Below are 12,866 nucleotides of genomic sequence, written 5' to 3'. Positions count from 1 at the left end.
ACGTGCCGCAGGCAACCCACAATGTGGGGATGACCAGATCTGCCTCCCCAAACCCGGGGAGGCTCATGCTCAGGACTTGGGTTCGAAGGTCTTGGTCAGCGTCGCCCACGTGTCCTTGCGCGACTTGTCGCCCCAGCCGTCCGCCTTCGCCGTGTACATCAGCGCGTAGCCCTGGGAGTCGTCGACCACGAACCCGCGGTCGATCGTCCGGTACTTGGTGCCGCTCTCGCTGTAGGTGAACTCCCAGTCGGCCGTGTTCCAGCCGCGGTAGTCCACCTTCTCTATTCGGATCTTCTTGTACTGCGCGCGCTGCATGTAGCGCTCCTGGCTCTTCCAGTCCGCCACCGGGTCGCCCTTGGGCGTGGACGTCCAGGCGATGAGCAGCTTCTGCCCGTCGGGCCCGGTGAACCGGTCGCCGGCGGAGCCCGTGGACTGGAACTTCCATCCCTTCGGCAGACCGATCGAGTACCCCTGGTTCCCCTGGTGGGTCGAAGCCGCCGCGGTGCCCTTTCCGGCGGACCCGTCCTCCCCGTCGCCGGCCGACCCGCTCGCGCCGCCGCTCGTCTCGGTGTTCGAAGCGGGCCCCGACGGCGCGGGCTGCGTCGCCGTGTTGTCGGGGCGCGCGCCGCCCTTCTCGTCCCCCTTGGTGTCGGCGCTGCCCGACGCGGTGGCGACGGTCTTGCCGCCGCTCTCGCCCCCGGCGCCCTTGGAGCCCTTGCCGTTCCCGCTGAACGCGATGGTGAGCACCGTGCCGAGCACGGCGAGCACCACGACCACGGCGATGATCACCAGGGTCCGCCGCGACACCACGTCGGTGAGCGGCGCCCGGGGCACCTGGCGCGGCGGCAGATCCGGCGGCGGCATGACGGGCCACCCCGAACTCCGTCCCTCGGAGGTCGCCTTCGCGTCCCGCGCGCCCCGCTCACCAGTCCCGGAAGCCGCCGCCCCCGAGGCCTGCCTCGGACCTGAGGCCTGCCTCGGACCTGAGGCCTGCTTCGGACCCGACTGCGACACGGCCGCGCCCGCGGCGGCCGCCTCGTCCTTCGGTCCGGAAGCGGCCTCGTCGTCCTCGGTCTTGGCGCGGGTCGCCGCCGACGCCGCGGCCGGTCCGGCCGCGGCCTTGCGCACGGAGCGCAACGCCCCGCGCAGCCGCTCCCCGGCCTCCTCGCCCCGCTTGCTCCCGGCGCCCGCCGAACCGCCCTTGCGTGACGCCTTGCCCGGCTGCGCCGGCAGCGGCACGACCTTCGTCGCGTCCATCGGCTCCGGCTCGGCCGTCTCCGGCGCGTTGATGACGGAGTTCAGCATCGCCCGGGCGCCCGCGTCGTCGAGCCGCTTGTCGGGGTCCTTGGTGAGCAGCCCGTGGATGACGTCCGTCAGCGGGCCCGCGTTCTTCGGCTCCTCCAGCGGTTCGGTCATCACCGCGGTGAGAGTCGCTATGGCCGACCCCTTGTCGTACGGCGGCGCCCCCTCCACCGACGCGTACAGCAGCCCGCCGAGCGACCACAGGTCGGCGGCCGGGCCCGGCTTGTGCCCGCGTGCCCGCTCCGGAGAGATGTAGGAGGGCGCGCCGACGAGCATGCCGGTCGAGGTGATGGACGGGTCGCCCTCGACCTGGGCGATGCCGAAGTCGGTCAGCACGACCCGGCCGTCGTCGGAGATCAGCACGTTGGACGGCTTCACGTCACGGTGCAGGATGCCCTCGCGGTGCGCGGACCTCAGCACGTCGAGGACGGCGAGCCCGACCTCGGCGGCCCGCTTCGGCTCGAGGAGGCCGTCCTCCCGGATGACCTCGGCGAGCGACTTGCCCTCGACGAGCTCCATCACGATCCAGGGCCGGTCGTCCTCCTGGACCACGTCGAAGACGGTCACGGCGCTGGTGTTGCGGATCCGCGCGATGGCCTTGGCCTCGCGCAGCGTCCGCGTGATCAGCCGCCGCTTCTCCTCCTGGTCGATGTTGGTCGGGAACCGTAGCTCCTTGACGGCGACCGTCCGCCCCAGCGTCTCGTCCTCGGCGCGCCACACCGTGCCCATGCCGCCGCGGCCGAGCACCTCGCCCAGCCGGTAGCGCCCCGCCAGGAGACGCTCCCTCTTGTCCTGACGAGTGTCCTGACGAGATGTGCCCGCCCGCTCCGCCTCCGACATGCGTCCCCTCATACAACCCGCCCTGACAGAGCCTCCATTGTCTCTCACCCGACAAGTGCCCCGTGCCCAGGGGGCCCCTGGGCACGGGGTGCCGGGCCGGTCCGCCCGGAACCCGGGTGTGCCGCGCCCCGCGCCGCCTTGCATGATGGCCCCTGACGAGGGAGGAGCCCGCATGCCGCCGTTCCGGGCCTTGCCGGCCCTGCCGCTGGCCGTCGCCCTCCTCGGCCTGCCCCCGGCCGACTCCTCGGCTCTGACGGCCCCGCCCACGGACGCGGTGCTGCCCCTGCTCGTGACCCGGGCAGAGCCCCCGCCGCGGCCCTGCTGGCCCGGGAGGGAAGCGCCACCCGATATGCCCATGCCGGTCCCGGAATCGCCCGGCCGGACCATTTCCGCGCCGGGAGCATCACGAAGACGTTCATCGCGACGGTCGTGCTGCAACTGGCCGCCGAGCACCGGCTGTCGCTGTCCGACACCGTGGAGCGGCACCTGCCCGGCCTGGTGCGGGGAGCGGGCAACGACGGCCGCGCGCTGACCCTGCGCTCCCTGCTCACCCACACCAGCGGCCTGTACGACTTCACCGCGGACACCGGCGGAACGGCACCCGTCACACCCCGTCAGGCCATACGCATCGCACTCACCCACCCTCCGGCCGCGCGCGGCCGCTTCGCCTACTCGAACACCAACTACGTCCTGCTCGGCCTGGTCATCCAGCAGGTGACCGGCGACTCGTACGCCACCGAGGCCGAGCGCCGCATCCTCACTCCCCTGGGTCTGACGGGCACCTCCTTCCCTGGATCCCGCTCCTCGCTGCCCTTCCCGCACGGCCGCGCCTATGCCGCCGGCGGAACCGACGTCACCGCTCTCGACCCCCGGGTGGCGGGCGCCGCGGGCGAGTTGGTGACCACGCTCGCCGATCTGGACCGCTTCTACGCGGCCCTGCTCGGCGGGCGGCTGCTGCCCCCGCACTGGCTGCGCGAGATGCGCGACACCCGTGCCGCACACGGCGCGTACGGCATGGGCCTGTTTCCCGAGAAGCTTCCGTGCGGCACCACGGTGTGGGGACACAACGGGCACATATCCGGCAGCTACGTCCGCACCGCGGCCAGCGTCGACGGCCGGCGTGTCCTCACCTTCCGCGTGAACACGGACGCGATCGCGGATCCCGACCTCGAACCCGAGGTGCTCGCGGCCGAGTTCTGCCCCCGCACCTCGTAGAACGACCGGGCCCCGAACGGAGATCCCAGCTCACGACACTCGTTCGAGTGATGTCGGGGCGGGATCCCCGGGCACGGCAGGCGCCTACCGGGGCACGATGTCCGGCGCCCCCAGCCGCGCCGCGTCCGCCGTGAGGTCATCGGGCTGCCGCTGCGACTCCCGCTCGGCCTCCACCCGCTTCTGGTAGTGCTCGACCTCGCGCTCGATCTGGTCCTTGTCCCAGCCGAGCACGGGCGCCATCAGCCCGGCGGCGTCGCGTGCGCTGCGGCTGCCCCGGTCGAAGGTCTCGATCGAGATGCGCGTCCGCCGGGTCAGCACGTCGTCCAGATGCCGCGCCCCCTCGTGCGAGGCCGCGTACACGATCTCGGCGCGCAGATAGTCGTCGGCCGCCGCCAGGGGCTCACCCAGCGACGGGTCCTCGGCGATCAGCTCCAAGAGCTCCTCGGTCATCGCCCCGTACCGGTTCAGCAGGTGCTCCACCCGCACCACATGGAGTCCGGTCCGGGCGGCGATCCGCGCCCGCGCGTTCCACAGCGCGCGGTAGCCCTCGGCTCCCAGCAGCGGCACGTCCTCGGTGACGCACTCGGCGACGCGCATGTCGAGCCCGTGCACCGCCGCGTCCACCGCGTCCTTGGCCATGACCCGGTACGTCGTGTACTTGCCGCCCGCCACGACGACGAGCCCGGGTACCGGATGCGCGACGGTGTGCTCGCGCGACAGCTTGCTGGTGGCGTCCGACTCGCCGGCGAGCAGCGGCCGCAGGCCCGCGTACACACCCTGGACGTCGTCCCTCGTGAGCGGCACCGAGAGCACCGAGTTCACATGATCCAGCAGGTAGTCGATGTCCGCGCTGGACGCGGCCGGGTGGGCCTTGTCGAGGTCCCAGTCGGTGTCCGTGGTGCCGACGATCCAGTGCCGGCCCCAGGGGATGACGAACAGCACGGACTTCTCCGTGCGCAGGATCAGCCCGGTCGTGGAGTGGATGCGGTCGCGCGGCACGACCAGGTGGATGCCCTTGGACGCCCGGACATGGAACTGACCGCGCTCCCCGACCATCGCCTGGGTGTCGTCGGTCCACACGCCGGTCGCGTTGACGACCTGCTTGGCGCGGATCTCGTACTCCCCGCCCCCCTCGACGTCCTGCACCCGCGCGCCGACGACCCGCTCGCCCTCGCGCAGGAAGCCCGTCACCCGCGCGCGGTTGGCGGCCTTGGCGCCGTACGCCACCGCCGTGCGCACCAGGTTGGTCACGTAGCGGGCGTCGTCCATCTGGGCGTCGTAGTACTGGAGCGCCCCGACCAGGGCGTCCTTCTTCAAGCAGGGCGCCACGCGCAGGGCGTGAGAGCGGGTCAGGTGGCGGTGCATCGGCAGGCCCCGGCCATGGCCGCGCGCCATGGACATGGCGTCGTACATCGCGACGCCCGACCCGGCGTACAGGCGCTCCCAGCCCTTGTGCTGCAGCGGGTACAGGAACGGCACGGGCTTCACCAGGTGCGGGGCGAGCCGCTCCAGCAGCAGGCCCCGCTCCTTCAGCGCCTCGCGGACGAGCGCGAAGTCGAGCATCTCCAGATAGCGCAGGCCGCCGTGGATCAGTTTGCTGGACCGGCTGGAGGTGCCCGAGGCCCAGTCACGGGCCTCGACCAGGCCCGTGGCGAGCCCCCGGGTCACGGCGTCGAGGGCGGTGCCCGCACCGACCACGCCCGCGCCCACGACCAGCACGTCCAGCTCTCGCTCGGCCATGGATGCAAGTGACTCGGCTCGCTGCGCCGGCCCGAGTGTCGCTGTCCTCACGCTGCCTCCCGCTCATCGGTCGCGCCGGCCGCACCCGTCGGGTGAGACCCCGTCCGTATCCCCCATGCCCAAATTCTGACCGGGTTGCCCGACTTCAGCCACCACGGGCCCTCAGCCTGTGGACAACCCGCACGGAACACTCACCGAAACTCGGCCAGGCAATCCCACATATCGGTCATATTTACTCCTAGTCTGACATTGCGCTCGCCCGTCCTGTCCACAGGGCTTGCGCACCTGTCCCACTTCGGCTACGGGAAGGACGGCCACGCCGTGCCCGCAGATCTCGCCGTCATCGGACTCGGCCCTTACGGCCTGCCCCTGGCTCAGGCCGCCGTCGCCGCCGGCATCCCCACCATCGGCTACCGGACCGGACCCGAGACCGGTTCCCTCAGCCCCGCCGAACTGCGCCGGATGCTCTCGAAAGGCTTCCGGCAGACCACGAACGCCGCCGAGCTCGGCAGGGTGCGCACCGCCGTCATCTGCGCACCGACCCCGCCGGGTGCGGACGGCCGGCTCGACCTCGGCCAGGTGGAGACCGCCGCCCGCACCCTGGCCGCCCAGCTGCGCCCGCACACCACGGTGATCCTGGAGTCACCTGTGTACCCCGGGGCGACGGAGGAATTCCTGCGTCCGCTCCTCGAAGAAGGGTCGGGCCTGCGGGCGGGCCGCGACTTCCACCTCGCCCACTCCCCCAGCCGCGTCGACCCCGGCAACCGCGACTTCACGCCCGCCGGTACCCCGCAGGTCATCGGCGGCCTCACCCCGGCCTGCACCGAGTCGGCCGCCGCCTTCTACGGACGGCTCACGGACAAGGTGGTACGCGCGCGTGGACTGCGCGAGGCGGAGACCGTGCAGCTGCTGGAGACCAACTACCGGCACGTCAACATCGCCCTCGTCAACGAGATGGCCGCGCTCTGCCACGACCTGGGCGTCGACCTGTGGGACGTGATCCGCTGCGCGGAGACCAAGCCGTTCGGCTTCCAGGCCTTCCGCCCCGGCCCGGGCGTCGGCGGCCATGCCCTCCCACAGGACCTGACCGCCCACGGCGGCCGCAGCCTGCGCATGGTGGAGCTGGCCCAGCAGGTCAACAGCCGGATGCCCCGCTACGTCGTCCAGCGCGGCGCCCAGCTCCTCAACGAGCACGGCAAATCGGCGCGCGGCGCACGCGTGCTGCTCCTGGGCGTCACCTACAAGCCCGACCTGGCCGACCTGGAGGGCACACCGGCCCAGGAGATCGCCCTGCGTCTGATGGATCTGGGCGCGTCGGTCAGCTACCACGACCCGTACATCCCCGACTGGAGCGTGCTCGACCGCCCCGTCCCCCGGGCGGACTCCCTCTACGAGGCCGCCGCCGACGCCGATCTGACCATCCTGCTCCAGCAGCACCGCACGTACGACCTCCAGGGCCTGTCGGTGAAGGCGCAGCTGCTCCTGGACACACGAGGGGCGGCACCCGCGGGTGCCGCCCACCGTCTGTGACGTCGTACGTGAGGCCTACGCCTACCGCCGGTGCTGCGAGTCCGCCACCGTCACCTCGACGCGCTGGAACTCCTTCAGCTCGCTGTAACCGGTGGTGGCCATGGCGCGGCGCAGGGCGCCGAAGAAGTTCATCGAGCCGTCGGGGGTGTGCGACGGGCCGGTGAGGATCTCCTCGATGGTCCCGACCGTGCCGAGGTCGACCTTCTTGCCGCGCGGTAGCTCCTCGTTCACGGCCTCCATGCCCCAGTGGTGCCCCTTGCCCGGACCGTCGGTCGCGCGGGCGAGCGGGGAGCCCATCATGACCGCGTCGGCACCGCAGGCGATCGCCTTGGGCAGGTCACCGGACCAGCCGACACCGCCGTCCGCGATCACGTGCACGTACCGGCCGCCGGACTCGTCCATGTAGTCACGGCGCGCGGCGGCCACATCGGCGACAGCCGTCGCCATGGGGACCTGGATACCCAGCACATTGCGCGTGGTGTGCGCGGCGCCGCCGCCGAAGCCGACCAGCACACCGGCCGCGCCGGTGCGCATCAGGTGCAGTGCCGCGGTGTACGTGGCGCAGCCGCCGACGATCACCGGGACGTCCAGCTCGTAGATGAACTGCTTCAGGTTCAGCGGCTCGGACGCGCCGGAGACGTGCTCCGCCGAGACCGTCGTACCGCGGATGACGAAGATGTCCACGCCCGCGTCGACGACGGCCTTGGAGAACTGGGCCGTGCGCTGCGGGGAGAGCGCGGCGGCCGTGACCACGCCGGAGTCGCGCACCTCCTTGATGCGGGCGCCGATCAGCTCCTCCTTGATCGGCGCGGCGTAGATCTCCTGGAGGCGCCGGGTCGCCGCCTCGGCGGGCAGCTCGGCGATCTCGTCGAGCAGCGGCTGCGGGTCCTCGTGGCGCGTCCACAGGCCCTCGAGGTTCAGCACGCCGAGACCGCCGAGCTCGCCGATGCGGATGGCGGTGGCCGGGGAGACGACCGAGTCCATGGGGGCGGCCAGGAACGGCAGCTCGAAGCGGTAGGCGTCGATCTGCCAGGCGATCGAGACCTCCTTCGGGTCCCGCGTACGGCGGCTGGGGACGACGGCGATGTCGTCGAAGGCGTACGCCCGGCGGCCGCGCTTGCCGCGCCCGATCTCGATCTCAGTCACGTCTGTGGCCTTTCCCTGTTGCGTTGCAGCGTCTTCCAGTATCGCCGACGGGTACGACAGGGGCGGTCCCGGATGCTCCGGGACCGCCCCTGGTCCGTCTCACACGCGCGTGCGGGTCACTTGCTACGGCTGTAGTTGGGCGCCTCGACGGTCATCTGGATGTCGTGCGGGTGGCTCTCCTTGAGGCCCGCGGACGTGATCCGGACGAACCGGCCGCCCTCCTGGAGGTCCGGCACGGTCCGCCCGCCGACGTAGAACATCGACTGGCGCAGGCCGCCGACCAGCTGGTGGACGACCGAGGAGAGCGGGCCGCGGTAGGGCACCTGACCTTCGATGCCCTCGGGGACCAGCTGCTCGTCGGAGGCGACGCCCTCCTGGAAGTAGCGGTCCTTGGAGAAGGACTTGCGGTCGCCGCGGGTCTGCATGGCGCCCAGGGAGCCCATGCCGCGGTACGACTTGAACTGCTTGCCGTTGATGAAGAGCAGCTCGCCCGGCGACTCCTCGCAGCCTGCCAGCAGCGAGCCCAGCATCACGGTGTCGGCGCCGGCGACCAGGGCCTTGGCGATGTCACCGGAGTACTGCAGACCGCCGTCGCCGATGACCGGGACACCGGCCTCCTTGGCGGCGAGAGCGGCCTCGTAGATGGCCGTGACCTGCGGGACACCGACACCGGCGACCACGCGGGTGGTGCAGATGGAGCCGGGGCCGACACCGACCTTGATGCCGTCGACGCCCGCGTCGACCAGGGCCTTGGCACCGTCGCGCGTGGCGATGTTGCCGCCGATGACGTCGACACCGTTCGCGTTCGACTTGATCTTGACGACCATGTCGCCGACCAGCCGGGAGTGGCCGTGCGCGGTGTCGACGACGATGAAGTCGGCACCCGCCTCGATCAGGGCCTGGGCGCGCTCGTAGGAGTCACCGGCGACACCGACGGCGGCACCGACGAGGAGACGGCCCTCCGCGTCCTTGGCGGCGCTCGGGTACTTCTCCGCCTTGACGAAGTCCTTGACGGTGATCAGGCCCTTGAGGACACCCTCGTCGTCGACCAGCGGCAGCTTCTCGATCTTGTGCTTGCGCAGCAGCTCCATGGCCTCGACACCGGAGATGCCGACCTTGCCGGTGACCAGCGGCATCGGCGTCATGACCTCGCGGACCCGGCGGGCGCGGTCGGTCTCGAAGGCCATGTCGCGGTTGGTGACGATGCCGAGCAGCTTCTTGCCGGGGTCGGTGACCGGGACGCCGCTGATGCGGAACTTGGCGCACAGCGCGTCGGCCTCGGCGAGCGTGGCGTCCGGGTGGACCGTGATCGGGTCGGCGACCATGCCCGACTCGGACCGCTTCACCAGGTCGACCTGGTTGGCCTGGTCCTCGATGGACAGATTGCGGTGCAGCACGCCGACGCCGCCCTGGCGGGCCATCGCGATCGCCATGCGCGACTCGGTGACCTTGTCCATGGCGGCGGACAGCAGCGGGATGTTGACCCGCACGTTCTTCGAGACGTACGAGGCGGTGTCGATCTCGTCGGGTGCCATGTCCGACGGGCCCGGCAGCAGCAGCACGTCGTCGTAGGTCAGCCCGAGTGTCGCGAATTTTCCGGGCACTCCGTCGACGTTGGCAGTCATGACACCTTCCCCAAATGGCCTTGATCGGTGCGGATGTCCATGCTAACGGGAAGCGCGGGTGTCTCATTCCACGGTTCCGGTCGGCTCCGGGCTTCGTATGTTCGTACGGAGGCCACGCACCGCCTGTTCAACCAAGGGCTGCTGAAGGGCTACTGCTCGGCGAGGGCTCGCAGCCGGCTCAGCGCCCGGTGCTGCGCCACCCGGACGGCGCCGGGTGACATTCCCAACATCTGACCCGTCTCCTCGGCCGTGAGCCCCACCGCGATGCGCAGCAGCAGCAGCTCCCGCTGGTTCTCGGGCAGGTTGGCCAGGAGCTTCTTGGCCCATTCCGCGTCACTGCTCAGCAGCGCGCGTTCTTCCGGTCCCAGGGAGTCGTCGGGGCGCTCGGGCATCTCGTCGGAGGGGATGGCCGTCGAGCCGGGGTGGCGCATCGCCGCGCGCTGCAGGTCGGCGACCTTGTGCGCGGCGATGGCGAAGACGAACGCCTCGAAGGGGCGCCCGGTGTCCCGGTAGCGGGGCAGCGCGAGGAGCACCGCCACGCACACCTCCTGGGCCAGGTCCTCCACGAAGTGCCGGGCGTCTCCCGGGAGACGGGACAGACGGGTGCGGCAGTAGCGCAGCGCCAGGGGGTGGACATGGGCGAGCAGATCGTGTGTGGCCTGCTCGTCCCCGTCGACGGCGCGGTGGACGAGCGCGCCGATCGCCCCTTGGGCATTGACCGCCTCGTCTTCGCGCATCGGTCCATGGTGCCCTGCTGCCACAGGGTCCGCGGCACCGCGCCCGTTGTTGTGCACCGAAGCGTTATGAGCAGGTGCGCCGGCACTCATCCCCTGCGCCCTCCCCTTCCGCTCGACCGACTCGTCCCCGAGGAACTCCACACCCTCAAGGATGCGGCATCCGCGGCGAAACAAGCAGCGGGCACCCTGCGGACCCTCGGTCCACCCCCGCCCACCTGGCTTTCCGTACTTCCGCTGCGACCACTCCGACCTGCGCGGTCGCGTTCGCGGTCGCCTCTCGAGCCTGCCGTTCGGATCGTCCTGGGGACGTGGGCAGCCGCCGGTTTTCGCACGCGTGCGTACGGCTCGCGCGGGGGCGTCCGCATGCCCCCGCATTCCGACCCGCGCCGGGAAATCTGCCGGATCCGAACGACAGGCCCTAGCGCACCAGGCCCCACCGGAAGCCGAGCGCCACCGCGTGGGCCCGGTCCGAGGCGCCGAGCTTCTTGAACAGCCGCCGGGCGTGTGTCTTGACGGTGTCCTCGGAGAGGAACAGCTCGCGGCCGATCTCCGCGTTCGAGCGGCCGTGGCTCATGCCTTCGAGGACCTGGATCTCACGCGCCGTGAGCGTGGGCGCGGCGCCCATCTCGGCCGAGCGCAGCCGGCGCGGGGCGAGCCGCCAGGTCGGGTCTGCCAGGGCCTGCGTCACCGTCGCGCGCAGCTCGGCGCGGGAGGCGTCCTTGTGCAGATAGCCGCGGGCACCGGCGGCGACCGCGAGCGCCACGCCGTCCAGGTCCTCGGCGACGGTGAGCATGATGATGCGCGCACCGGGGTCCGCGGACAGCAGCCGCCGGACCGTCTCGACGCCGCCCAGGCCGGGCATGCGTACGTCCATCAGAATCAGGTCCGAGCGGTCGGCCCCCCAGCGGCGGAGGACTTCCTCGCCGTTGGCCGCCGTCGTCACGCGCTCTACGCCGGGCACGGTCGCGACCGCGCGACGGAGCGCCTCTCGGGCAAGCGGGGAGTCGTCGCAGACGAGGACGGAAGTCATGACCGCCCTCCGCAGCTGATGCGCGTCACCTTGAGCCTCCAGGCTGGTACGGAATCGTCACCTGTGCGGTCGACCGTCTCGGACGCCTGTCCGAGCGCTTGTTCCTTCAACCGCCTCGCACTCTCAACGACGGTCACTCGAAAGAGTTACGGGGTCGGCTGTCATCTTCGGCACTCTACGTGAGGGGGCGGACACGGTGCATTCATGCGCAGCAGACCCACGAACTTTCATCACAACCTATGCCCCATTCAGACCCATTTCTTCCGCTTTGCCAGTGTCTGGAGCTAGATTCGCAATGAGTCATATTTTCATCTCCTTAGATCGTAGTTGTACGGTCGTAGACACCGGATCCGCCCAGAACGGCAACAAGGGGTCACGTAATGGCAGATTTCTCCCGCCTTCCCGGACCGAACGCGGACCTGTGGGACTGGCAGCTGCTGGCTGCCTGTCGCGGGGTGGACAGCTCGCTCTTCTTCCATCCGGAGGGCGAGCGCGGTGCGGCTCGGAGCGCTCGCGAGAACTCGGCCAAAGAGGTCTGCATGAGGTGCCCGGTACGCGCCGAGTGCGCCGCTCACGCGCTGGCGGTGCGTGAGCCGTACGGAGTGTGGGGCGGGCTGACCGAGGACGAGCGCGAAGAGCTCATGGGGCGGGCGCGCAACCGGCTGGTGTCGGCGTCGGCACCGGGCGGGCACACCGCCTCGCACCATTGAAATAACGTTTCTGCAGACAGGCACGCGCGTCTGCGTGCGGTCTTCGCTAGCGGACGGCCGCCCGCGCGAGCTGGTCGAGCGTCGCCGACACCGCCGGGACCTGTGCGAGGTCGGGCAGGGTGAGCGCGACGATCTCCCGCCGTACCGCCGGTTCCAGCGTCACGGTGCGCACCCCCCGGGGCCGTACCGACTCGACGGCCAGCTGGGGCAGCACGGCCACGCCCAGTCCGGCACCGACCAGGCCGACGACCGCCGGATAGTCGTCGGTGGCGAAGTCGATGCGAGGCGTGAAGCCGGCCGCCGCGCACACCTCGACCAACTGGCCGCGACACCGCGGACAGCCCGCGATCCACGACTCCCCCGCGAGCTCGCCGATGGCTACGGACACCGCCCCCGCGAGCCGGTGCCGCTCCGGCACGAGGGCGACGAGCCGGTCCGACAGCAGCGGCCGTACGACAAGGTCGTCCCACTCCTCGGCGCCCGCCGCACCCTCGTAGCGGAAGGCGAGCGCCACGTCGCAGTCGCCCTCACGCAGCAGGCCGACCGATGCGGGCGGTTCGGCCTCCTCCAGGGAGACGCGGGTGCCTGGGTGTGCCGCGCGCAGTGCGGCGAGGGCCGTCGGTACGAGGGTGGAGCTGCCGCTGGGGAAGGAGACGAGCCGGACTCGTCCCGCGCGCAGCCCGGCGATGGCGGCGACCTCCTCCTCCGCGGCCGTGAGCCCGGCGAGGATCCCGGCGGCGTGCCGCACCAGTGCCTCACCGGCCTGGGTCAGGCGCATCTCGCGCCCGGTGCGGATGAGCAGGGGAGTGCCGACGGAGGTTTCCAGGGCCTTCATCTGCTGGCTGACGGCGGGCTGGGTGCAGCCCAGTTCACGCCCCGCGGCGGAGAAGGATCCGGTGGCGGCGACGGCGCGCAGTACGCGGAGATGACGAGCTTCGATCACCCTTCAAGGATAAGCGACCCTTTGGCACTGATGTGAATAATGCGTCGA

General features: G+C 71.1%; 9 protein-coding genes and 1 pseudogene. 3 read left to right on the top strand and 7 right to left on the bottom strand.

Annotated elements, in window-relative coordinates:
- Positions 1 to 69: 69 nt before the first annotated feature.
- Complete coding sequence (locus tag ACQEV8_RS27150) at positions 70 to 2,142, bottom strand: protein kinase domain-containing protein (protein ID WP_432965113.1); 2,073 nt, start codon at positions 2,140 to 2,142, stop codon at positions 70 to 72.
- Between the two features lie 172 nt (positions 2,143 to 2,314).
- Between ACQEV8_RS27150 and ACQEV8_RS27145 the strand changes: the two are divergent.
- Positions 2,315 to 3,357 (top strand): annotated as a pseudogene (locus ACQEV8_RS27145) (serine hydrolase domain-containing protein).
- A gap of 84 nt (positions 3,358 to 3,441) precedes the next feature.
- On the opposite strand, the gene ACQEV8_RS27140 reads toward ACQEV8_RS27145, so the two are convergent.
- Positions 3,442 to 5,148 (bottom strand): glycerol-3-phosphate dehydrogenase/oxidase, encoded by a 1,707-nt coding sequence (locus ACQEV8_RS27140; RefSeq protein ID WP_432965111.1) that lies wholly within the window; start codon positions 5,146 to 5,148, stop codon positions 3,442 to 3,444.
- 270 nt (positions 5,149 to 5,418) lie between these two features.
- On the opposite strand from ACQEV8_RS27140, the gene ACQEV8_RS27135 reads away from it, so the two are divergent.
- Positions 5,419 to 6,627, top strand: coding sequence for a nucleotide sugar dehydrogenase (locus tag ACQEV8_RS27135; RefSeq protein ID WP_432965108.1), 1,209 nt, complete (start codon positions 5,419 to 5,421; stop codon positions 6,625 to 6,627).
- A gap of 21 nt (positions 6,628 to 6,648) precedes the next feature.
- Here ACQEV8_RS27135 and ACQEV8_RS27130 read toward each other — a convergent pair whose 3' ends face one another.
- The 4 genes from ACQEV8_RS27130 to ACQEV8_RS27115 form a co-directional block, all read right to left on the bottom strand.
- Positions 6,649 to 7,773, bottom strand: coding sequence for a GuaB3 family IMP dehydrogenase-related protein (locus tag ACQEV8_RS27130; protein WP_432965105.1), 1,125 nt, complete (start codon positions 7,771 to 7,773; stop codon positions 6,649 to 6,651).
- Positions 7,774 to 7,889: 116 nt separating this feature from the next.
- Positions 7,890 to 9,398, bottom strand: coding sequence for an IMP dehydrogenase (gene guaB / locus ACQEV8_RS27125; RefSeq protein ID WP_432965102.1), 1,509 nt, complete (start codon positions 9,396 to 9,398; stop codon positions 7,890 to 7,892).
- A gap of 149 nt (positions 9,399 to 9,547) precedes the next feature.
- Complete coding sequence (locus ACQEV8_RS27120; RefSeq protein ID WP_432965099.1) at positions 9,548 to 10,135, bottom strand: sigma-70 family RNA polymerase sigma factor; 588 nt, start codon at positions 10,133 to 10,135, stop codon at positions 9,548 to 9,550.
- Between the two features lie 418 nt (positions 10,136 to 10,553).
- Positions 10,554 to 11,165: a response regulator transcription factor gene (locus ACQEV8_RS27115; RefSeq protein ID WP_003948568.1), complete on the bottom strand. Its 612-nt coding sequence runs from the start codon at positions 11,163 to 11,165 to the stop codon at positions 10,554 to 10,556.
- Positions 11,166 to 11,545: 380 nt separating this feature from the next.
- Between ACQEV8_RS27115 and ACQEV8_RS27110 the strand changes: the two genes are divergently transcribed.
- Positions 11,546 to 11,875 carry a WhiB family transcriptional regulator gene (locus ACQEV8_RS27110; protein WP_184591351.1) on the top strand — a complete coding sequence of 110 codons (330 nt, stop codon included), beginning with the start codon at positions 11,546 to 11,548 and terminating at the stop codon, positions 11,873 to 11,875.
- A gap of 46 nt (positions 11,876 to 11,921) precedes the next feature.
- On the opposite strand, the gene ACQEV8_RS27105 is transcribed toward ACQEV8_RS27110, so the two are convergent.
- Positions 11,922 to 12,818 carry a LysR family transcriptional regulator gene (locus tag ACQEV8_RS27105; protein WP_432965095.1) on the bottom strand — a complete coding sequence of 299 codons (897 nt, stop codon included), beginning with the start codon at positions 12,816 to 12,818 and terminating at the stop codon, positions 11,922 to 11,924.
- Positions 12,819 to 12,866: the final 48 nt, after the last annotated feature.

It is taken from the genome of Streptomyces sp. CA-179760 (assembly GCF_050937045.1).
Taxonomy (GTDB): Bacteria; Actinomycetota; Actinomycetes; order Streptomycetales; family Streptomycetaceae; genus Streptomyces.
This window is presented reverse-complemented; position numbering and strand designations above follow the sequence as displayed.

Coding starts and splice junctions, on each gene's coding strand:
- ACQEV8_RS27150 (WP_432965113.1), bottom strand. CDS start 2,142: ATGTCGGAGGCGGAGCGGGCGGGCACATCTCGTCAGGACACTCGTCAG.
- ACQEV8_RS27115 (WP_003948568.1), bottom strand. CDS start 11,165: ATGACTTCCGTCCTCGTCTGCGACGACTCCCCGCTTGCCCGAGAGGCG.
- ACQEV8_RS27110 (WP_184591351.1), top strand. CDS start 11,546: ATGGCAGATTTCTCCCGCCTTCCCGGACCGAACGCGGACCTGTGGGAC.
- guaB (WP_432965102.1), bottom strand. CDS start 9,398: ATGACTGCCAACGTCGACGGAGTGCCCGGAAAATTCGCGACACTCGGG.
- ACQEV8_RS27120 (WP_432965099.1), bottom strand. CDS start 10,135: ATGCGCGAAGACGAGGCGGTCAATGCCCAAGGGGCGATCGGCGCGCTC.